Source organism: Bacillus sp. CD3-5 (genome assembly GCF_006349665.1).
GTDB classification, from domain to species: domain Bacteria; phylum Bacillota; class Bacilli; order Bacillales; family Bacillaceae_G; genus Bacillus_A; species Bacillus_A paranthracis.
The window spans coordinates 174646-196975 of record NZ_VEPX01000002.1 but is presented as its reverse complement, the minus strand read 5'-3'; the positions used below and the strand labels follow the sequence as shown (position 1 = coordinate 196975).

At 33.8% G+C, this 22330-nt stretch carries 17 protein-coding genes, 1 pseudogene and 2 other annotated features (1 of these 20 cut by a window edge); of the genes and pseudogenes, 17 read left to right on the top strand and 1 reads right to left on the bottom strand.

Going from position 1 to position 22330, the window contains the following annotated elements; translation table 11 throughout:
- Window positions 1–103: 103 nt before the first annotated feature.
- Window positions 104–583, bottom strand: coding sequence for a hypothetical protein (locus FH036_RS06020; RefSeq protein ID WP_001167915.1), 480 nt, complete (start codon window positions 581–583; stop codon window positions 104–106).
- 63 nt (window positions 584–646) lie between these two features.
- Between FH036_RS06020 and FH036_RS06015 the strand changes: the two genes are divergently transcribed.
- From FH036_RS06015 to FH036_RS27715, 17 genes and pseudogenes are all read left to right on the top strand, one after another.
- On the top strand, window positions 647–2029 hold the full coding sequence (locus tag FH036_RS06015) for a UDP-N-acetylmuramoyl-tripeptide--D-alanyl-D-alanine ligase (RefSeq protein ID WP_139895512.1): 1383 nt from the start codon (window positions 647–649) through the stop codon (window positions 2027–2029).
- Window positions 2030–2094: 65 nt separating this feature from the next.
- Window positions 2095–2306: a binding site (T-box leader), on the top strand.
- Window positions 2307–2411: 105 nt separating this feature from the next.
- Window positions 2412–3698, top strand: a complete 1287-nt coding sequence (gene aspS / locus FH036_RS06005) for an aspartate--tRNA(Asn) ligase (RefSeq protein WP_138322085.1) — start codon at window positions 2412–2414, stop codon at window positions 3696–3698.
- Between the two features lie 200 nt (window positions 3699–3898).
- The gene (locus FH036_RS06000) at window positions 3899–4663 is read left to right on the top strand and encodes a vWA domain-containing protein (protein ID WP_000966843.1); all 765 of its coding nucleotides are present in this window, start codon (window positions 3899–3901) and stop codon (window positions 4661–4663) included.
- 10 nt (window positions 4664–4673) lie between these two features.
- On the top strand, window positions 4674–5447 hold the full coding sequence (locus tag FH036_RS05995) for a PP2C family serine/threonine-protein phosphatase (protein WP_000922386.1): 774 nt from the start codon (window positions 4674–4676) through the stop codon (window positions 5445–5447).
- A gap of 29 nt (window positions 5448–5476) precedes the next feature.
- Window positions 5477–5839, top strand: coding sequence for a ubiquitin family protein (locus FH036_RS05990; protein WP_000391133.1), 363 nt, complete (start codon window positions 5477–5479; stop codon window positions 5837–5839).
- 31 nt (window positions 5840–5870) lie between these two features.
- On the top strand, window positions 5871–9878 hold the full coding sequence (gene essC / locus FH036_RS05985; RefSeq protein WP_139895511.1) for a type VII secretion protein EssC: 4008 nt from the start codon (window positions 5871–5873) through the stop codon (window positions 9876–9878).
- Between the two features lie 127 nt (window positions 9879–10005).
- Complete coding sequence (locus tag FH036_RS05980; RefSeq protein WP_000136046.1) at window positions 10006–10278, top strand: WXG100 family type VII secretion target; 273 nt, start codon at window positions 10006–10008, stop codon at window positions 10276–10278.
- 82 nt (window positions 10279–10360) lie between these two features.
- On the top strand, window positions 10361–13036 hold the full coding sequence (locus tag FH036_RS05975) for a tetratricopeptide repeat protein (RefSeq protein ID WP_044792559.1): 2676 nt from the start codon (window positions 10361–10363) through the stop codon (window positions 13034–13036).
- A gap of 23 nt (window positions 13037–13059) precedes the next feature.
- Complete coding sequence (locus FH036_RS05965; protein ID WP_180358375.1) at window positions 13060–15870, top strand: hypothetical protein; 2811 nt, start codon at window positions 13060–13062, stop codon at window positions 15868–15870.
- A gap of 80 nt (window positions 15871–15950) precedes the next feature.
- On the top strand, window positions 15951–16154 hold the full coding sequence (locus FH036_RS05960) for a hypothetical protein (RefSeq protein WP_241747708.1): 204 nt from the start codon (window positions 15951–15953) through the stop codon (window positions 16152–16154).
- A gap of 7 nt (window positions 16155–16161) precedes the next feature.
- Window positions 16162–16554, top strand: coding sequence for an immunity 22 family protein (locus tag FH036_RS05955; protein WP_000997786.1), 393 nt, complete (start codon window positions 16162–16164; stop codon window positions 16552–16554).
- A 335-nt stretch (window positions 16555–16889) separates the two neighbouring features.
- Window positions 16890–17294 carry an immunity 22 family protein gene (locus FH036_RS05945; protein ID WP_000414658.1) on the top strand — a complete coding sequence of 135 codons (405 nt, stop codon included), beginning with the start codon at window positions 16890–16892 and terminating at the stop codon, window positions 17292–17294.
- A 710-nt stretch (window positions 17295–18004) separates the two neighbouring features.
- Window positions 18005–18790 carry a recombinase family protein gene (locus FH036_RS05935; RefSeq protein ID WP_139895508.1) on the top strand — a complete coding sequence of 262 codons (786 nt, stop codon included), beginning with the start codon at window positions 18005–18007 and terminating at the stop codon, window positions 18788–18790.
- A 155-nt stretch (window positions 18791–18945) separates the two neighbouring features.
- Entirely contained in the window at window positions 18946–20181 is a 1236-nt protein-coding gene (locus FH036_RS05930; protein ID WP_139895507.1) for an IS110 family RNA-guided transposase, read from the top strand.
- A gap of 212 nt (window positions 20182–20393) precedes the next feature.
- Window positions 20394–20693, top strand: a complete 300-nt coding sequence (locus FH036_RS05925) for a hypothetical protein (protein WP_139895506.1) — start codon at window positions 20394–20396, stop codon at window positions 20691–20693.
- Window positions 20694–20697: 4 nt separating this feature from the next.
- On the top strand, window positions 20698–21510 hold the full coding sequence (gene imm47, locus FH036_RS05920; RefSeq protein ID WP_139895505.1) for an Imm47 family immunity protein: 813 nt from the start codon (window positions 20698–20700) through the stop codon (window positions 21508–21510).
- Between the two features lie 491 nt (window positions 21511–22001).
- Window positions 22002–22133 (top strand): annotated as a pseudogene (locus FH036_RS27715) (PepSY domain-containing protein); the annotation flags it as partial.
- Between the two features lie 108 nt (window positions 22134–22241).
- Window positions 22242–22330, top strand: a binding site (T-box leader); it runs 160 nt beyond the window's last position.

Genomic DNA, 22330 nt, shown 5'->3' with positions numbered 1-22330 from the left:
AAAAGTCGTGGCATGTATAAGCCACGACTTTTTAATTTGCCTTAGAACTGGTACTAGTAAAGTAAGCTATATGAATGATAATGTGAATTTATTCGCATTTCATTTATTTTTTTTCGTCTTTAAAAACAAAATGCTCTTTAAATTTTCTAGACTCCACTTTTTGACCATTTCGCATGGAGCGGAAAGGGTGTTCTTGCCAAGTAATCATTACATCAACTTCATCTGCTTTTGTAGCAACTGGAAAATTAGCATGTTCAAATCCAGTTTTTCCGCTTGCTAAACGGTTTTCCTTTAGGGAGAAGAGTTCATATTTCGTTTTTGTTTTTGGCTCGTTGCGGAATACTTCGACTTGTACATTATATACTTCACTGTTTCCAACATTTTTCACTGAAAATTGATATGTTTGAAATTCATCTTTTTTAGCTTGAAGCATATTCTTGTTTGTTTTTTTCGGTTTATCAATATTCACTTGCCATTGATCAGAGTTTTGAGAGATTGGTAAAGATTTTGGTGAATAGGCGTACGTTTCGTTTACTACAATTAGGCAAAACAATAGGAGAAAGAAACTAATCGCTTTTTGCATATACACACCTCGCTATAAAATTTTTATTAATATGTGTAAATAAAACAGTAAATATGTAATTTAATGGAAAAAGGTGATACTTTGATTCAAATGAATTTGAAAAAACTTGAAGAAGTAGTAAATGGAGAAGGATTACAAGAATCGTTTCATCTTATAGAGATACATGGTGTCTGCATAGATTCCAAAAACATGAAAGAAGGAAATTTATTTGTTCCAATCATTAGGATGAAAAATGGGCATGAGTATGTGAAAGAAGCAATGGATAATGGAGCTGTCGCTTCCTTATGGAAAAAGTCTTACGGTACTCCGCCAAAAGGGATTCCAATTATATTTGTAGATGACACTTTGTTTGCTTTGCAACAATTGGCACAATTTTATCGAAGAGAGATAAATGTAAAAGTAATAGGAATTACAGGTAGTAATGGCAAGACTACGGTAAAAGATATAATAGGAAGCATTTTAAGTTCAACTTATAGAGTGCATAAAACAAAAGGTGATTTTAATAGTCAAATCGGTTTACCGTTAACAATTTTAGAAATGGAACGAAATACTGAGTTCTTAATACTTGAAATGGGAATGAGTGAAAAAGGACAAATTCGAAATTTATCACGAATCGCACAGCCAGATGTAGCGATTATTACAATGATTGGACAGTCACATCTAGAGACGCTTGGATCAAGAGAAGAGGTTGCGAAGGCTAAATTTGAAATTATAGACGGATTACATGACGATGGACTGTTCTTATATAATGGTGATGAGCCATTACTTTCTCAACATATTAATATGCTAAGTATAGAAAGTAAGTCGTTTGGTCGAAAGTATACAAATGATTTGTTTCCAACGAACGTACAATTAGATGAATATGGTGTTCATTTTAAATTAAATCATTCAAAAATACAGTACGATGTTCCCTTACATGGAAAACATAATATTTTTAATACGATTGTCGGAATCGCTGTAGGTCAATTTTACAAAGTCCCTATAGAAAAAATACAAGAAGCATTGCAGCAAATAAATATTACACAAATGCGCTTTCAGTTTTTAACCGCTAAAACAGGTTTTACAATTATTAACGATGCATGGAATGCCAGTCCTTCCTCCATGAAGGTTGCAATTGAAACGTTGCAGAAATTAAATGCCTATAAGAAAAAAATGATAGTGATTGGGGATATGTTGGAGTTAGGGAAGAAAGGTGAAACATATCATAGAGAAATTGGTAAAATGTTAAATGAGGAGAGCATTCAATATGTATTTACGTATGGAGAGTTAGCCAAAATTGTAGCGGAAGAAGCAAGAAAGAACTATCATGCAGGAAAAGTACAATCATTTGATAATAAAGCCGAGATAGCAGAGGAAGTATTAAAAATTATAACGCAAAATGATGTTGTATTATTAAAAGGCTCACGTGGAATGGCTTTAGAGGAAATTGTACAAAACTGGATGTGAAAAATTAAAATATATTAAAAGTGCTTGCATTTTATAGTGTGAAGAGATAGAATACTCTGTAAATATAAAAAGTGATGATCAGGAAAAGTACATGATGCAAAGGTCTACAGAGAGCAATTGGTTGCTGAGAAGATTGCGATACCGCATGATGGAAAGACACCTGTGAGTGTTGCTTTGAACGTGATAATTAGTAAAAGCAAACGGTACCTACCGTTATCAGGGCTAAGATGGTCATTATGACAATTTGGGTGGTACCGCGGAAAAATCCGTCCCTATTTATAGGGGCGGATTTTTGTATTCTTTGAAGGGAGGTGAGTGACCGTGGATGATGCCGATGATAACAATAACGTAAATAAATATAAATTTACTGGAGGGAAATGTAATGAAGCGTTCACTCACAAAAGAATGTACAAAGCAAAGCGGAAAAGTTGTATTACTTCAAGGATGGGTAAAAAAGATTCGTCATCTAGGTAATGTTAGTTTTTTATTAATAAGGGATCGATCAGGGGTTATGCAATGCGTATTAGAAAACGAGCTAGCTGGATTTAAAGTAGATGTGGAGAGTGTTGTTCAAGTCGTAGGCCAAATAGTAGAGACTTCGAAAACAGAATTAGGGATTGAAGTGCTTGCTCACGAAGTGAAAATATTAAATGGCGCAGAACCACTTCCATTTGAAATAAATAAAAAGAAGTTACAAGTTGGCTTAGATCAACTACTGAATGAACGGGTATTATCATTAAGACATGAGCGAACCGCGGCTATATTTAAAGTGAAATCTACGCTCGTCCAGAGCTTTAGTGAATTCCTTATAGAGAACGATTTCACACGTATATATACTCCAAAAATTGTTTCGCAAGGAGCAGAAGGAGGAGCAAATGTTTTTAAGTTGCCATACTTCCAAAAAGAAGCGTATTTAGCTCAATCACCACAGTTTTATAAGCAAATGATGGTAGCGGGAGGATTAGAACGTGTGTTTGAAATTGCGCCTGTATATAGAGCGGAACATCACAATTCTTCCCGTCATTTGAATGAATATATATCGTTAGACGTAGAGATTGGCTTTATAAATGATTTTCATGAAGTGATGCAATTAGAAACGGATGTATTACGATATATGTTTCAACAAGTAGCAAAAAACTGTGAGAAAGAACTACAACTATTACAAATAGAAGTACCTGTTATTACAGAAATACCGAAAATTACATTGTTACAAGCACAAGAAATCTTAAAAAGTAAGTATCGGAAAGAATCGCCAATTGGTGATTTAGATACAGAAGGTGAGAAGTTACTAGGGAAATATGTGAAGGAAACATATAAGAGTGAGTTTGTTTTCATTACACATTATCCGAAAGAAGCGAGACCGATGTATACGATGCCGAATAACGAGAATCCATCTATTACTGATTCGTTCGACTTACTATATAAAGGATTAGAAATAACATCAGGGGCACAGCGAATTCATAATTATGAAATGTTACTAACTTCCTTTAAAGAAAAAGGATTACATCCAGATAAATTTCAATCTTATTTAAATACATTCCGATACGGTTGTCCCCCGCACGGTGGTTTTGGAATTGGGTTAGAGAGAGTTGTATATAAATTTTTAGAATTATCGAATGTGAGAGAAGCGAGCGCTTTTCCAAGAGATTGTACGCGTCTTATACCATAACATGAGCACCCTTCTATAGTATAGAAGGGTACTTTGCATTTTAATAAAAGTGGAAGAGAATAATAATATTTTTTGTGTGAAAATATGTAAATTATATTAAGAACATTTTATAATGAATTGAGAAAAAGAAAATTCATAAGTTATAATGAAATATGAATATAAAAAAAGTTCATATAATAATGTATGGAAGGGTATGAAACATGTTATATCAAACTCAAGCAACACAACAAACACCAGCTTATATAATTTATCTTCTTGATGTAAGCGCATCAATGAACCAAATGATGGATGCAGGCGGAGAAGAAAAAAGAAGAATTGATATTGTAACGGATGCTCTTTCTTTAGCGATTCGCCAAATGGTATTTCGTTCAACAAAAGGTAGTCGCCTGCTTCCAAGATATAAGTTATCTATTTTAGCCTATAGCGATCATGTTTTTGATTTATTGGGTGGTGTGAAAACAATAGATGAGGTAGCAAGACTGCGCCCATTAGAAAAAATTCAAACGCATCGTTTAACTGATACAGCAAAAGCTTTCTCTGTAGTGGAGAAGTTATTGCAAAAGGAATTACCAAATTTACAAGATGGACCAGCCCCTGTTGTTTGTCATATGACAGATGGGGCTTCAACTGGTGAAGATCCAGAATTAATTGTACGAAGAATTATGAATATGTCTGTACCTGATGGAAACGTACTAATTGAAAATATTTTTATTTCAGATGAAATTATGCAAGAGCAAATTTCTAATATAAAGAAGTGGGAAGGGATTATGCCAAATACAGAGATTACAGATGAATATGGTGCAAAGTTGCAAAGACTTTCATCGCCTATACCTCAAAGCTATCGTGAGATGATGACGGAGCATGGGTTTCATATTACAGATGGTGCTGTGATGATGTTTCCAGGGACAAATGCGGACTTAGTATCACTTGGATTTCAAATGTCTGCCGCAACGCCGGTTCGATAGGAGGGGGAGTATGTTGAAATATATCCTCTCGCAAAAGAAAGAAACGATATTGCAAGAAAAGAAAATGAAACATTTTACATATCGATATAGCTATGTAAGAGCAAAGGAAACGCAGGATTTAAATGAGGGTGGACAAGACTTCCTAGCATTTCAAGATAATGGAACTCGTTTCATATTTGCGTTATGTGATGGTGTAGGGCTGTCTTTTCATGGTGAAATTGCTGCAGAATTTCTTGGTATGAAGTTAGTAAACTTGTTTGATACATGTCAAGGAAGTGGACTGGATATTGCTACATTATTAAATGAACAGTTAAATAATTGGATAGAAGAAGCTTCAGAGGAAGTGAATGCATTTCGATTGCCAGAACAAACACCGTGGTTACTTCGCGATGTCTTGGAGGAAAAGCGAAAACAAGGTAGTGAAGCTATGTTTATTGGTGGGAAAATAGAACTTATTCCAAATGAAGATAAAGTACAAATAACGATAGTTACACATGGCGATTCATTTGTACAATTGTTTCAAGATAAAGAGAATTGTTCGAATGTAATGAAGTTTGAGAGAAATATAGAGAAAAGATGGTCTACACGGCGAGGCATTATTGGTGGGGAATTGGCGGTTTTTTCAAAGACATTATCTAGACAAGAAGCGAATCGGATAGTTATTCACTCAGACGGACTTACGCTGCTTAAGCAGTATAACGTTGAGGAAGTGTTAAAAGAAATTGAGAGGGCACAGAACTCTCCGACAAGCGATGATATTTCATTTTTAGATGTTTCTTGGTAATAAACACGATGGAAAAAAGGTGAATAAACGTGGAAGAGATTATTGTGACATACATAAAACAGTCAAATGAAGAAATTGATATTGCAATTCCAAATGACGTAAAAGCGGTACAAATTATTGAAGCAATTTTACATCATGAAAAAATAGATGAAACATTGAGCGGTATGTATGAAATTAGAGTGACAAAAGATAAAGAAGAATGGCATTCTATTCGAAATGATGAAACGTTGCGCGATAATGATGTGTGGGATGGACAATATGTAATGCTACATAAAAAAGGAGCAATTATCCCTTCTTTTGAAATGATGCCAGCAGAAGAAGTTTATAATGAACCCGTTAAACAAGATATGTCTTCTAGTGAAGAAGATTATGTATGGAAAATCATTGAGTAATAGTTTTTGGATGGGGAAGGAGAAATGTTTTGTGCAAAAGTCACCGTATTTTCAACGCTCTCCGCGTGTGAAAGTAGATATACCAACAGGGGATGTTATTATTCATGATCCACCGAATATACCGGAGGAGCCGAAGTTTTCAATTGAAACAATGTTAATGCCTGCAATGATGACGGTTTTAACATTAGTGTTATATTTTGTAATGATGAAATTTATGAAGATGAATGCAAGTTATATGCCATTAATGATGGTTTCAAGTATTCCGATGTTGGGATCATATATAATTACAACGATGGGACATTTCCGTAAAAAGAAAGAACATCGTCAAATGGTTGAACAATTACAAACAAGATATTTAGAGCAAATTCAAAAGCATCGAGTGGAATTAGATACGTTAAAGGTTGAACAAGCAAAATATTTAATTACACAAAATCCAAGCCCATTAAAAAGTGTACAAAGAATTGAAAATCGGGAAAGTAATTTATGGGAGAGAACACCTGAAAGTCCGGACTTTTTAGATATTCGTATTGGAACTGGAGAAAGACCATTCCTTGTAGAATTGAAGGTGCCTGAGCAGAAAGGTTATGAAGAAGACCCATTAGTTACAGAAGCACAAAATGTGAAAAGGGATTTCAATACGATACCGAATGGCCATATTTCAATTTCTTTGAAAAAAAATGATGTAATTGGTGTAGTCGGAAATAAAGAAGATAGACTAAACTTTATTCGAATTGTAACGACGCAAATTATGACGCATCATGCACCAAATGAAGTGAAAATAGCAGCATTTTATCATGAGAAGGAGAAAAAGCAGTGGGATTGGATGAGGTGGCTTCCTCACGTATGGGATGAACAGAGAAGTATGCGCTTTTTATCTGAAAATCAACAAGATGCACAGAAACTAGCTGAAGTACTATTTACCCCACTTAATATGCGTAGAATCTATAATTCTTCTGCGCAAGCAGATGCAAAAGTTCCTTTAATTCCGATGTATGTATTTTTCTTATCAGCGAGAGAATTTTTAGAAGATGATCCTTTAACTCCAATGTTACTTAGAGAAGGTGAAAGTGTAGGAGCTTCTACATTTATTTTTGCGGAACAAAAGGAACGCTTACCGATGGAATGTGATCTTGTAATAAGCTTAAATGGAGAAAATGGTGAGTTAGTAGAAACGTTTTCAAGCTCAGCTGAAAATAGTGGAACAACGCGTGCTAGTTTTAAAGTGGATCGACTTTCATTCGAGCGATGTGAACTAGGAGCGCGAAGCATTGCTCCAATTCGAATGAAAAGTTCTACAGCAGCCAACATTCCGAAAGTATTAACATTTTTAGACTTGTTTCAAGCTAAAAATATGGAAGAGTTACAAGTGCTAGAGAGATGGAAAGAAAATCGATATCCGACTTCATTACCGGTTCCAATTGGTGTAAGAGAAGGAAGTAAACCTGTTTTTCTAAATATTCACGATAAAATAGAGAAAAAAGGGCATGGTCCACATGGTCTAATGGCTGGTACAACAGGATCAGGAAAAAGTGAAGTAATTCAGTCTATAATAGCAGCGTTAGCAGCAACCTATCACCCTCATGAGATGGCATTTATGCTTATCGATTATAAAGGTGGTGGGATGTCAAACACATTTGCGGGATTACCGCATATTATTGCATCTATTACGAACTTAGAGGACCCGAACTTAATTGAGCGTGCCAGAATTTCATTAAAGGCAGAACTAGAACGGAGACAAAAATTATTCATTCAAGCTGGAAATGTTCAGCATCTAGATGAATATTATGAAACAAGCTGGCGTGAAAAAGAACCTTTACCACATTTATTTATTGTTATTGATGAGTTTGCTCAAATGAAAAAGGAACAACCAGAATTTATGGACGAGCTAATTAGTGTCGCTGCAATAGGAAGGACATTAGGAGTTCACTTATTATTAGCAACTCAAAAACCTTCAGGGGTTGTAAATGACAAGATTTGGAGTAACTCACGTTTTCGAATTTGTTTACGTGTACAAGATGACGCGGATAGTCGTGAAATGTTAAAGATTCCAGATGCATCTAAAATCAATGTACCAGGGCGAGGATATCTTCAAGTTGGTAGCAATGAAGTATTGGAATTATTCCAATCTGCATGGAGTGGAGCACCTTATAATCCAGATGAAGAGAAAGTTCTTGATATTGTTGACTTTACAGAAGTGAAGCTTTCCGGTGAAAGAATAAAAGTGAAAAAGCGTCCAAAACCAATGACAAATAGTCCAAAGCAATTACAAGCTTTTATTCAATATGTACAGAGCGTATCAGAAAAAGAAAATATTAAAGCATTACCAGGACCTTGGCTGGATCCATTACCGGAAAAATTATTGTTAAAAGAATTTTATGCTATGGAAAATTGGACAATTGGTGAGTGGAATAAACCGAAAGAATATTTACAAGTAACAATAGGATTAATTGATGATGTTGCAAATCAAGCGCAATTTCCGTTGAAGTTAGATTTACAAGAAGGACATTTAAATATTTATGGTATGCCAGGAACAGGAAAAACAACGATGTTACAAACAATTATTATGTCCTTAGCAGTATCTCATACATCAGAAGAAGTGAATTTTTATATTATTGATTTTGGTCGTATGTTCTTAGATTTTAGAGATTTACCTCATGTAGGCGGGGTTGTACAAGAGGACGAAAATGAAAAAATGAAACGTCTATTCGGATTTTTAAAGAAGGAAATCACGCATAGAAAAGAGAGTTTTTCTAATATAGGTGCAAAGTCATTCTCTATGTATAATCGAATGGTTGGAAAGAAAATTCCTGCTATCGTTGTAATGGTAGATGGTTATATAAGATTTAAAAATGAATTTGAAAAAGAGAATGAAGTATTAGAAATGTTATTACGCGAATCAAGCACATATGGCGTGTACTTCTATTTCTCACTTAATCAAACAATTGATATGTTTGATCGTGTTCGTAATAATATACCGATGGCAATTACATTTGAATTGCAAGATAGAGCTGAATATCCTAGTTTAGTTGGTAGACCAAATTTCCCGTTAATTGAAGTTCCTACTGGCCGTGGGTTAATGAAAGGTCAACCACCTGAATTGTTCCAAGCAGCACTACCGTTTATAGGTGAAAGTGAATTAGAATACTCACAGCAATTAAAAACGATTATTCAAAAAATGGGCAGTGAATGGAATGGTGAAAAAGCAAAAGAGATTCCAATGGTTCCTAAAGAAATATTTGTAGAAGATTTAGTTGAGCAATTAGAACCAACTCAAATTTCTGCAGGAGTTGAAACAGATGATATCCGTTTGCAAAATTTTTCATTGGACGAAATGAATCATATATTTATCGGTGGAAGAATAGAAGGTGGAAAAACATCATTATTACAAACACTTCTTTTCACTACTACATACCAATACTCTCCAGAAAAGGTTGAGCTATACTTAGTAGACCTTGGTGAAAGACCTACTGGCATATTAGCTCTTGGAGATTTACCTCATGTGAAGAAGAAAGTTACAAATGATATGCAATTAAAAGAAATGTTAGATGAATTGTTAGAGCTAATAAATAATAGAGAAGCAGTAGTACCTTCTATAGATCCAAACGTAGCAGTGGAGTTTCCATATAAGAAAATAATCATTGCAATTGATGATATTGATCAAATGTTAACTGTATTATCTATTGATTATGAGGCGAAAAATAAAATGGAACTAATAGTTCAAAATTGTAAGAATAAAGGGATTCATTTTTTAACGGCGGCTACAACATCTAGTGTAAATAACTTTTCTCATGAAAAATGGTTTGCGGAAATTAGAAAGAGAAGTATTGGTTATTTATTAGGAACGACTCACAATAACGATGTGTATTTCTTTAATATGAAACTTCCACATGCTGAAATGGATCAAGAATTATTAAGTGGGGATGGATATTGCATACGTAGAAAGCCAATAAAAATAAAATGTGCATATACACCGTTACATTTACTTCGCACGATGACAGACAAAATTAGTGTGAAATGGTCTGAATTAAAAGTGAAATAATATTAAAATAGGGTTAAATTACTATAAAATAGAATTTTTTTGCAATTTAACTCTTTTAAAATTGTATGAATATAGTTTATAATCTAATTGTTGTATCATTTATGATTTGAAAGGGGAAATTAATACAATGACAGAAATTAAAATTAGACCAGAAGACCTTGAAAGAATTGCTAATAACTTTAATAACGCAGCTGCGGAAGCGCAAAGTCAAGTTAATAGACTTGAAGGCGATATTAAAAGTTTAGATGGTCAATGGGCTGGGTCAACACAAGCGAAATTCAGAGGGGAATTTGAAAATTCTAAACAAAAAATGCAACAATACATTCCTATTTTAGAAGGAATTTCGAGAGACCTAAAACGTATTGCTGAGAAATTCCGTAGTACAGATAACACATACTAAGAATAGAACAATTGCAAAAGACCAGGAGCTATTGTTCCTGGTCTTTTTTTGAAAAATTGTTATACGAGAGTAAGGGGATAAAATGGGATTCCGACCAGAAGTAGGAGAAAAAATTAATCTTAATAAAGATGTTTATCGTTTTGAGAAACACCCAGCTGTAATTGGTATTGAGATGCCCTATGGTCAAGAGGGAAGACAAGGAACAGTTTATCAATTACAACAGGAAAATGGTGTAGAACGAATTGCATTAAAAGTTTTTAAGGAACGCTATCGTGAGGAAAAACATCAACTAGCATTTTTGAAACCACTTTCTTCCTTAGTGGGTCTGAAAGTATGTTCACGCTATATTGTTACTAAAGAAGAACATACATCTGCTATCGAAAAATCAGAAGATCTTGCTAATAGTATTGTAATGCCTTGGATTGAAGGTCCAACTTGGGCTGATATTTTACAAGAACAACGAATGTTATCAAAAGAACAATGTTTCTTTATTGCAGAAGCATTTCTTACAACACTTAAAATGATGGAAGAAAATGAAGTTGCTCATAATGATTTATCGTCTAGCAACGTACTTGTACCTTTCTTAAGTGAAAATGCAATTGAAGGCCAACACAATATAGAACTTGTTGATGTTGAGCAAATGTATGGCCCAGAAACGAAAAGACCTTCATTATTGCCAGCAGGTTCAGCGGGTTACGCACCAAAGTATTTGACAAGTGGAGTATGGCAAAAAGAAGCCGATCGATTTGCTGGGGCTATTTTATTAGGAGAAATATTAAGTTGGTGTAGTGAAGAGGTTCGAAATAAAAAATGGACGGATGCAAGTTACTTTAAAACGGAAGAAATGCAGACAGAATGTGAAAGATATACGTTACTTCAGCAAGTATTACATAATCAATGGAACGGGGAAATTGCAAAATTATTTAAGCAGGCATGGAGTAGTAATTCTTTCGCAGAATGCCCAAGCTTTGCACAGTGGTACGATGTATTTAATAGCGTGAGAGAAAGAATAAAAATTGATGCGGAAAGGCAGTCAGCAGAAGAACACTCTCTTTTTGTATCAAAATGTTTGGAAATTGCAAGATTATTAGAAGAGAGAGGATTTAAACAAGCGGCATTATATGAATATAAAATAATTTTCAATTCACTCAATCCATCAACAGCTCTGCAAAAAGAACTCGCATATATCATTCAAACTATGGAGAGTCAAGAGCCTGAAATAAATAATAAAATGGTCCTACAACATTATTTGGAATTAGCTACTGAATTGGAACGTGAAAACAATGCAGCATTTGCTTGTTTCGTCTATTCACGAATCGTACAATTTCCAAACATTGATCAGGCGTTAAAACAGGAAATTGAAAGCATTATTGAAGAGATAAAAGAAGGCGAAGGAACAGAGTCGCAGCAAGAAGTAGCAGCTACAATTACAGTTCCAAATAGCATTCTACAGAGCCGGAAACAAACGAAAAAACAAGTGGAATATGATATAGATGATGAGATTTTAAATGCAAAAGCATCAAATCAACCACTTACAATAGCGCATGAACAAAGTGAACCATCGGCTTTTTCTACATGGTGGAAAAAGAATAAAAAACGGATTTTGATTATTAGCTCAACTGTAGTTGTTGTAATAGGTGGTTCGACGTTGTTTTATTTCTACACAACAAACGCGAAATATCAAAAGTTTATGGAACAAGCACGACAAGCTTATGATGATAAAAAATATACAAAAGCAGAAGAAGCTGTTGGACAGGCAATTGCTGTGAAGAGTAAAGACGAGGCTTATCTCCAATTAGCAACGATTTACGTTGCTGAAGGAAAAAATAAAATTGCAATCGATTATATTACAAAACTAATAAAAGATAGAGAAATAGATAAAGAAAATAATGAAGCTGCTTATCTATTAGCCTCAGCAAATTTCCGAATTGGGAAATATCAAGAAGCAGTGCAAAATTTTGAACAAGCGCTAGCGAATAATGCAAAGGGAATTGAACCATACAAAAAAGATGCAATGCGAGATTTAGCTGTAAGTCATATGAAAATGAAAGAATTTGAAAAAGCGGAAGATGTTATTGTCAAAATGAGTACGAAAACAAATGAGGATAAGGCAATTGTTTCATATTTAAAAGGTCAACTATCAACCGCAACAGTACAGTTAGACAAAGCAGAATCTTTCTTTAAAGAAGCTATCATGCAAGATTCAAAGAATGCCATATATACAATTGAACTTTCAAATTTATATGTGCTTTGGAATAAAACAAACTTAATTGATAGTGCGAAGAAAGAAATGAATTATCAACAAGCATCTCACATTTTACAAGTAGCAATTCAAAAAGATATGAAAAATATTGAGTTGTTAAATCAACTTGGAATTGTGTATTACGAAGCGGGTCAATTTTATGAAACGCGAGATGGTGCAAAGAGTACTGCTGCATATCAGCAAGCGTTAGAAGCTTACAATAGAGTTGTCAGCAGTGGAACACGCGACATAAATACGCTTGTAAATATAGGGATTTTATACGATAAAGTGGGACAAGGGAATGAAGCAGAGAAGCTTTTCACAGAAGCATACGCACAAAACGATGAAAATCCGCATGTGAATTTTGCATTCGGGATGTTTAAAATTAAACAGAAAAAATACGAGGAAGCAAGTCGTTTCTTAAGAAAAACAGTGCAAGCAAATGAAAATGAATCTGAAGTAAAAGCCGCGCAAGAAAAGCTAACAGAAATGAAAACAAACGGTTGGATTCAATAAAGATAGGAAAAGGGGAAAAGGACATGGAGGAAAACAATAATAACTTAGGGAAAAAAGTCGCTATATCAGTAATGTCGGTAGCATTACTAGGAACATCAGGATATCTTGTGTATGACAAAGGCTTTAAAACAGCAGGAAAAGAACCAGTAAAACTAGCAAGTAATACAGAAGAGAAAAAAGATGATCGTATTACAGGGGGCGATTTACAGTCTATGTTCCCAAATTTAGTCGCTGATCCTGCAAAAAAAGATGAAAAACCCGGCGAAAAACCAACTATTAATTTAGCAGACTTAATTGGAAATAATAAATCACCAATTACACCGGTAACGTATAAACCAGATGAAGTATCGGTGGAAAAGAAAGATCCACAAATCAAATTATCGGATGCACCAACTCCACAAAAACTAGATTTACCAACTAATGTGGTTGGACCTGTGGCGGAACCAAGTAAAAATAATGATAATGCTCAAATACCTACATCTACTGTAGAACCGCCAAAAACTAACACCGAAACAGGAGGAACTGGAACAGGAGGAACTGGAACAGAAGGAACTGGAACAGGAGGAACTGGAACAGAAGGAACTGGAACAGGAGGAACTGGAACAGAAGGAACTGGAACAGAAGGGACTGGAACAGGAGGGACTGGAACAGGAGGGACTGGAACAGGAGGGACTGGAACAGGAGGAACTGAAACAGAAGGGACTGAAACAGGAGGAACTGGAACAGGAGGAACTGGAACAGGAGGAACTGAAACAGAAAAACCAAAACCAGAACCAAAACCAGAACCAGAACAAAAACCGGATCCAACACCAACACACCCAACAATTACAGTATCACCAAAAACGGGTGACATTTTAGTTGAGTGGTACGCTGGAAATGGAAAATATTACTCATCTGTTTTCTTTAATGATTTTTATACGAGTCAAAAAGAACTAGATGAAAATGCATTAAATAATTTAACGAACTACTATAGTAAAAAAGAAGACTGGACGCTCGTTAGCCAATTGAATACACCATCAAAATCAAAATCAATAGCTGAACATAAGTTAGCATTAGATAATGTAGAACAAATTCTTACAAGTGGTGAATATTCAAATGAGAGAGCGCTATTCTATTTACGTAATCAAATGAACGTACTGAATGAATCGGTTACCACTCAAGAAGAGCTACAAAGATATTTAAGTGAAAATAAGAAGGATTATATTAAATCTGTAGCAGAAAAAGTTTATCAAACAGCAATAGAAGAAAAAAGAGAGTGGTCAAATACAGGGGATGTAGCATCTTTAGAACAAGCATTAAGTAAATTTTATTTAGTTACATCAGTATTTGAAAGTGTAGACCCTGCATTAGTAGAAAAAGCGAATCAAGATGTAGAAGAGATTTTCAACAAGTTATTACAAGAAGAATTACAGAACCTTAATATCCAAACATCAGTAGTGCAGTCTACAACTAAAACAAAAGAAAATGCAAGCACGGTAAAAGAAAATACTAGTAGTAATGAAGAAAAAGTAGTTACAGAAGAAAATGAGGCAACAAGTACACTAGCTGAGAAAAACCAAAAAGATGCAAAGACTGAAGGTGCCAAAAATAACGAGAAAACAAGTAATATCGATTCAAGTACTCAAAAAGCACAAGTAAAATCTGAACCATTTAGTCAAGAAATCAATCAAATAGAAACATATTTAAATCCAGCGAATCCACAATATGAAAATGCTTTACTATTAGCAAATCAGTATGTTGATGGGGCAACAGGAGAACAAAAAGAAAAATTAGAGCAGCAATTTAGTGCGGCTGTAGAGGGACTTCGTGGACAAATTAAAGATTCTAATTTCAAAGTCGAAGATGCTATAAATAAAGCGAATTTATTAGCAAATACGGCAAGAGTAGAAAAATCTGTTCAAGATGAATCTCGTAAATTATTAATGCCGCTAATGTTTGAAAGAAAAGCAAACGATGCTGCAAATAATGGGGAATATTATACAGCGGTATTAAATATTGCAAATGCAATTCGTACAAAGCACCCATTGGAACGTTCAAGAGAAGAAATGGTGAATTATGCGAATAAATTATGGACAGATACAGAAAATGAATGGAATAAAATAAATGGAACGACAGGATGGCAAAGTGAAGTAGGTAAAACATTATTACCATCATACACATTACTTGCACAGTTAAAAGATATTGATAAAACGATTGGTCAAATTAGTGGTATGAATATGATTGATAATGCATCCAAAAAAATGGAGGGAATTCAGCTTGTGCAATTAGCAGGTGATGAAGCAAATAAAGAAGGACAAACGAGCCTTTATAATGCTTTACATTATTATGGTCAAGCAGCTTCACGCGGTGTTGTTGACAAAACAGGATTTTCTAATGTTGCTGGTCTTGTAATTAAAGAAGCAAAACAGTTAGAAAAAACGCAATATAAATCAGCGTTAAACAACTATCAAATTTTATATAAAACACCAGGTATCGAAGAATTAGGAATTAAAGATGGGGTAAAAGCGGCAATTGAGTATTTGAGTACATTTGAAGCTGCAAAGGTAAGTGGAAATAAAGATACGATTGAAGATTTAGCTTCAGCAATTGAATTAACTTACCACTCTATGAAACTAGGATATCCAGAAGCAGATGCAAAAGAATGGATGAATACGGTAGCTCTAAAAATGTTGAATAAAGGTGCAGGATATATGTCCGCAACTGACACGAATAATGCATATAAATGTTTTGAATTTTTAAGTCGTGATAAATATGCAAATGCTATTAATGGAGAAATAACGAAACAAGCAAAAGAGAATGTAGATACAATTAAATCTATGAACGTTAAAAAATAATTTGCTTTAACATTCGCCATCTTACATTGCGTAAGATGGCGAAATTATTTCGCATAATATCAATGAATGATATAAAAGAAATGAGAACTTTAACAAAAGATGTAAAATTTGTTAATCCACCTGGTGTTCATGGTGGCGAAGGTTCTACAGTAGCTCATAATCAAATTCTAAGAATTATAGATACATCAAAAGATTATGAAACCTTTGTAAAAAGATTAAATAATTGGGCAGAAGATAGATTGGAAAGCGGAAAGATGGGATTACCAATTGAATTAAGGAGGTAGTAAAATTATGAATGACCATGTATCAATATGGATTGGGAATTTTGAGAATGAGGAAGAGTTAATGAATTATACAAATATTGAGTATACAGAAGATGGAGACAGTATTTCTTCAACTTTCGAAAAAGACTTTAACTTAGATTATTATGATCGCGATTTAATTGAAAAGAAATGGATTAGTAAATCGACAAACAGTGTGAAGGATTTATTAGATGGATTTTCTTACTCCGATCAATTTTTAGAACAGTTTGATACTATAAGATATAGTGAAGAATTTAATACTGCTATTCTAATTTACAATTTGGAATATGATGCTCAAAAAACAAAAGGTAAATTTAAAAATAGTGATTTGAAGTTTATCGGTGTGGCACAATATACAATTACTGTAGATGATAGATGGTAATTTTTTAACTTTATGAAAGTATATGAGTTAAATTAAGCGTATTAAAAACCTTGAGTGGCTGATTGCCTTTCAAGGTTTTTTTACTTTAGTTTAAATTAAATAAGCTAATATTTGAGTGGGACAATTTGTTAATCCAATAGGTAAACATGGTGATATAGGTTCTACTACAACACATAATGAGTTGTTAAAAATTATTGATAGTTCTTTAGATTATAGTACATTTAAAAGAAGATTAAAAAATTGGGCACATTTTAGATTGAAAGGTGGAATAAATTCATTACCTGAAGGCTTAAGATAAGTGATGTTACTATAATTTATATATAGGGGGATTCATTATGGAAAAACCGGGCGTAATGTCTTTATGGATAGGTAATTTTAGAACTAAGCAAAGTCTAAAAGAATATGTTGAAATTAAGTTTGATGAAGTTGGGGACAGAATTCAATCTAAATTCATGAGAGACTTTAATATTGATTTTATTGATTATAACCAAGATTTATTAGAGAGTATCTTGATAGAGGGCTCCACTACATCGTTGACTACCCTTTTAAGTGGTTCCTCTTACGAAGCGGAAATTTTATCACAATTTGTGGAACATTATGGGGAAGAATTGCCAGAAACCTATGATTCTGTTATTAGATTATATGATTTTGAGTACGATGGAGATATAGATGAAGTTAAATTTAAAAGTGGAAATTTAATTTATATGGGGTCAGTTGTATATGAGGAATGGGATGAATAGTTTGTGATTTAGTGAAGGAAACCAATACAATTAGCTATAGTAACTGCCTAAGTATTTATTACAGGACTTATAGGTTATATACTAGAGTGATAAAGCATGTGGTACTAAAATTGTATACACAGTCAGGTAAGGCATGAGAACGAAAAAGAATAGGCTGTTAAAAAGTAAAGACCTCATGATGGTTGTACCATCATAGAGTGTTATGTGCAATGATAGAATAGAAAATAAAGTACGAGCTTAGGCGAGATGACATTTTACCGGGCGATAAATATAAACACATGGAATGTATATTAAACTAACGAACTCGTACAAACTCGTAAGTTTTAACGTAGTAGTTGTCACGACATATAAAAGGTGTCATACTGTTACTACAAAACTTACAAATTTACGCGACTTAAAAACATATGAACTTAAAGCACTTGATTGTCAATTAAAGGCAACAAGTGCTTTTTTGCGTTTTAGCGTAGAAATTTAAAAGAGCATTATAATTTTATAAGTGGATTAAGTGTTAAATTTTTATTGTTGTTTTATAGATTGTAATGGCTATGTACAGTGTACGACGATAGTAGAGGGGAAAATAAAGGGTTGTGTTATTTTTTGAAGTCATCGTAAAGTACGTTTTAACGGATGGACGTTATGCATACGTTATCCGCAAAAAAACGGGTAAACGTTACAGGGACTTTAATTGCTGTAACGGGAAGGGGCTCAATATGGGAGAGAAAGTAGTTGGTTATGTACGAGTTTCAACAGAAGGACAAGTACGTGAAGGTTATAGCTTAATGTATCAAGTAGAAGAAATCGAACGGTACTGCACTGGAAATAAATTACAACTTATTCACATATACGAAGATAAGGGAATTAGCGGAGCGACAGTAGATGAAGATGGATTAACAGTTGAACGTGAAGGTTTACAAGGATTATTGTCAGATATGGCGTATCATCAAGTGAGCAAAGTTATTGTACTCAATACATCTCGGTTATGGCGCTCTGATATGGCAAAAGTGTTAATACAACGAGAGCTAAAGAAATACAAGGTAGATGTGAAAGCAATTGAACAACCAAATTATAGTATATACACGCATGACCCAAATGACTTTTTAGTAAATGGCATGTTAGAACTACTAGATCAATATCAACGTCTTGAGATTGCATTAAAGCTAAGTCGAGGTAGAAAAAAGAAAGCGGAACAAGGGGGATATGCAGGTGGCGGTGTGATGTTTGGTTATAGAGTAAAGAAAGGACAAAAAGTGTTAGAAGTAGATGTGGAGAAAGCAGTAGTTGTACGGAGACTATTTGAATTAAGACACTTTTTTAAACATTGGTCGCTAACTCAATTGGCAGAAAGACTGAATAGGGATGGTTATCGTACAGAGAAAGGAAAGCTGTTTACGAAAGTACAAGTGAAACGTATGTTAGACCGAGAGAACTTTTATCGAGGGGTGTATACATACGGACAAATACAAACAAATGGGAAACATCCAGCAATTATTTTATAAATTCACTTAAAAAATTAGCTCATTTTACTATATGTACTTATGAAATTATGAAAATGGATAGGCTTGCGTACCTATGCGCATCGGAAGATGAACGCTCGAACTAAGGTTGCCGACATTTTTATATATGACTAAATCATTGAATAGAGGGATGAGTTATGCATCATAGACAGAACTATTTGTATGTAGGAGTAGATTTACATAAGGAGCATCATACGGCTGTTATGATTAATTGTTGGCAAGAGAAACTAAGAGAAATACAATTTGATAATAAACCATCTGCATTTTCGAAGTTCTTATTAGAAGTAGAGACATATGTGAGTGATGGTTTATCAGTTGTATTTGGTTTAGAAGATGTTGGTGGTTACGGAAGAGCGTTAGCGAAATATTTAGTAGATCATGAACAAGTAGTGAAAGAAGTAAATCCAGCTTTATCATTTTTAGAACGAAAGAGCCAAGTGATGATACAAAAAAATGATAGTTGGGATGCGGAATGTGTGGCACGCATATTGGTAAACAAATTTAATCAATTGCCAGATGCAAAGCCAAACGATTTATTTTGGTCGATACAACAATTGGTTTCAAGAAGGAATGCATTAGTAAAAGCACAAAGTGCATTAAAGAACCAATTACATATTCAATTAAACCACCATTATCCAAGTTATAAAAAGTTTTTCTCAGAGTTAGATGGAAAAACAGCATTAGCGTTTTGGCAGCAATATCCGTCACCCTCTTGTTTAGAGGGGGCAAATATAAAGCAATTAACAGCTTTTTTATTAGATGTTAGCAACAATACATGTTCAGTAAAGAAAGCAAGCGACATATTAAACTTTGTAAAAGAAGATGGACATACAATGAAGGAATATCAAGAAACACGAGACTTTTTAGTAAGAAGTATTGTACGGGATATTGAGTTTAAAAAGACAGAAATGAAATACATCGAGAGAGAATTAAAACAGCTAGTAAAACTACTAGATTATCAATTAGATACAATGCCGGGAATAGAACTTGTGACTGCATCAGCATTAATTGCAGAAATTGGAGATGTAAGGCGATTTCCAAATGCCAACAAATTAGCACGATTTGCGGGGATTGCGCCTGTTTACTTTGGTTCTGGTGGGAAAGGTAAGACACATAAAAGTAAACAAGGAAACAGGGCGCTACACGCTTTATTTTATAATTTAGCTGTACAGCAAGTGCAAGTAGCGAAAGGAAGTAAGATACCACGGAATCCAGTGTTTCATGCGTACTACCAAAAGAAATTAAAAGAGGGAAAAACAAAAGGACAGGCTTTGGTGTGTATTATGAGAAGGCTTGTAAATATTGTATATGGCATGATGAAACATAAAACGGCATATGAATTGCCGGTAGTAGAAGAAAAAGAAGTAGTTTAATAAGGTGTACATGGTTTGCTTTTTTATTGTGAGGGTTTAAGATTACAACATAGGGTACGGGTAATAATTCTTCGAGTAAGGATGTTTATGGACCTTATTATGATGAGGCAAAAAAATTACACGAAACTAACCCTGATTGGTATCCTAATCCTGATGAATCTACAATAGTAAAGGGGAAATAACTAAAGGAAGCAAGAGCAGACTATCAAGCGTTGGTTAGAAGAGGGGAACTTGAAAAAGGTCACCATGTACAAGGTTTATCTTTTGGGAGAGAGAATGTAAGTTCAAATATAAAGAATACAGGAGAATCGACTATTCGTCGAGAGAAAATTGATGATTTGAATTTGGATTTTTATCATGAAATGGGTTATGGTAAAGAAAATGCTAAGGTACTAAAAATACATGAGAATGAAAATGGGATTATTGTATTTGGTAATAATCCACAACATACTGAGGTTACTGTTTTTCAAAATAAAGTTCTGAAATGGCAACGAGAAAATGGAAAGAGATAATTTAATGAAAGTAGGTGTATTTATGGGAGAAACGAGAAATCTTATGAATAGTATATGGTTTGGAGAAAAAACAATTTTAGCTAAATCGGAAATAAAAGAAAAAATTTTAAAATCTTTAACAGAAACGGAAGTTTTATTTAACTTAATAGAATTATTTAAAACGGGGGATTTTACTCAAAAACCACTATTAGTTCAATTAATGAATCAGACTAAAGATGAAGCGGTTCTGAATTTATGTATTAGAGTATTTTTATCTGTCGCAACACATGAAGACTTAAGGGATTCAAATAATCTCCGTTTTCTTAGTGAGGTAACTGAAGAAACAGTAGACACTTTTGCATCAGCAGCCACAACCTCACTTTCTCTTGAGGTAATTCCATATTTATTGGCTTTACTTGAAGAGTGGGAGGAATTCAGTGATACAGCTACTATTATAAGAGACTCTATTGATTCCTTTATTAATTTTGAAGATCAAATTGGTGAAGATGCAACTATAGATGAAATTGGAAATTTTTATTTTAAGTATTGTCAGGAGAAGGATACAAATAGTTATTATTTTCAACAGAATTTAGCTTTTCCTGGAGACTTAGCTAAAAAATTGATTCAGCGGGTTATGATTGCTGCTAATAATGAGGAGCAATTAAAAATGGAATTAATACCATCTTTATTATCAATTTGGACTGGTAAAAGAGTACCTGCGGATTACAACACTATTATTAGTGCAAGTAATTATAAAGATTTTATTGACTATATAAACGAACTTTCAAGTGAAAACTGGGAAAAGGGACAAAAATATTTTTACGGATATAAGCTTTAACTATAATCTATGGAAAACAAAATATATGTGAAGTGGATAGGAAAAAATAATAGTGTGTTTGAAAATACATACTTCATGATGGTTGTACCATCATAGAGTATTATGTGCAATGATAGAATAGGAAAAGAAGTACGAGCTTAGGCGAGATAACATTTTACTGGGCGATGAATATAAACACATGAACTGTATATGAAACTAATGAACTCGTACAAACTCGTAAGTTAAAACGTAGTAGTTTTTATGACATACAAAAGGTATCATATTTTTACTGCAAGATTTACAAATTTATGCTACTTAAAAACATATGAATTTAAAGCACTTGATTGTCAATTAAAGGGAACAAGTGCTTTTTTGTGTTTTAGCGTAGAAATAAGTTGGTACACGTATAATTTTATAAGTGTATTAAGTGTTAAATTTTATAGACTGTAATGGATTTGTACAGTGTATGATGATAGTAGAGGAAAAACTAAAGGGTTGTATTATTTCTTGAAATCATCGTAAAGTACGTTTTAACGGGTAATGTAAGAATACATATAATAAGAGGTGGAGTTATGTCTACTACAACGGTAAATAACGCTATTCAACAAAGGGAGTCATCACAACAACAAGATGACGAAGGATAATGAAAAATAAAAAAGGATTTCTCATTAAATTTTAATAGATACCTTGACAGTTACAAATATAACCGATATACTTCATATTAATTTCAAAAGAAAATATATTCTAAATATTAAAATGTGTTGAATAGGAATAGTAAGGTCGTATATTTGTACAGAGAGCTATGGGTTGGTGTGACATAGTCAAATGACATCCTGAACTC

Coding starts and splice junctions, on each gene's coding strand:
- FH036_RS06020 (WP_001167915.1), bottom strand. CDS start 583: ATGCAAAAAGCGATTAGTTTCTTTCTCCTATTGTTTTGCCTAATTGTA.
- FH036_RS06015 (WP_139895512.1), top strand. CDS start 647: ATGGAAAAAGGTGATACTTTGATTCAAATGAATTTGAAAAAACTTGAA.
- aspS (WP_138322085.1), top strand. CDS start 2,412: ATGAAGCGTTCACTCACAAAAGAATGTACAAAGCAAAGCGGAAAAGTT.
- FH036_RS06000 (WP_000966843.1), top strand. CDS start 3,899: ATGTTATATCAAACTCAAGCAACACAACAAACACCAGCTTATATAATT.
- FH036_RS05995 (WP_000922386.1), top strand. CDS start 4,674: ATGTTGAAATATATCCTCTCGCAAAAGAAAGAAACGATATTGCAAGAA.
- FH036_RS05980 (WP_000136046.1), top strand. CDS start 10,006: ATGACAGAAATTAAAATTAGACCAGAAGACCTTGAAAGAATTGCTAAT.
- FH036_RS05975 (WP_044792559.1), top strand. CDS start 10,361: ATGGGATTCCGACCAGAAGTAGGAGAAAAAATTAATCTTAATAAAGAT.
- FH036_RS05965 (WP_180358375.1), top strand. CDS start 13,060: ATGGAGGAAAACAATAATAACTTAGGGAAAAAAGTCGCTATATCAGTA.
- FH036_RS05960 (WP_241747708.1), top strand. CDS start 15,951: ATGAGAACTTTAACAAAAGATGTAAAATTTGTTAATCCACCTGGTGTT.
- FH036_RS05955 (WP_000997786.1), top strand. CDS start 16,162: ATGAATGACCATGTATCAATATGGATTGGGAATTTTGAGAATGAGGAA.
- FH036_RS05945 (WP_000414658.1), top strand. CDS start 16,890: ATGGAAAAACCGGGCGTAATGTCTTTATGGATAGGTAATTTTAGAACT.
- FH036_RS05935 (WP_139895508.1), top strand. CDS start 18,005: ATGGGAGAGAAAGTAGTTGGTTATGTACGAGTTTCAACAGAAGGACAA.
- FH036_RS05930 (WP_139895507.1), top strand. CDS start 18,946: ATGCATCATAGACAGAACTATTTGTATGTAGGAGTAGATTTACATAAG.
- imm47 (WP_139895505.1), top strand. CDS start 20,698: ATGAAAGTAGGTGTATTTATGGGAGAAACGAGAAATCTTATGAATAGT.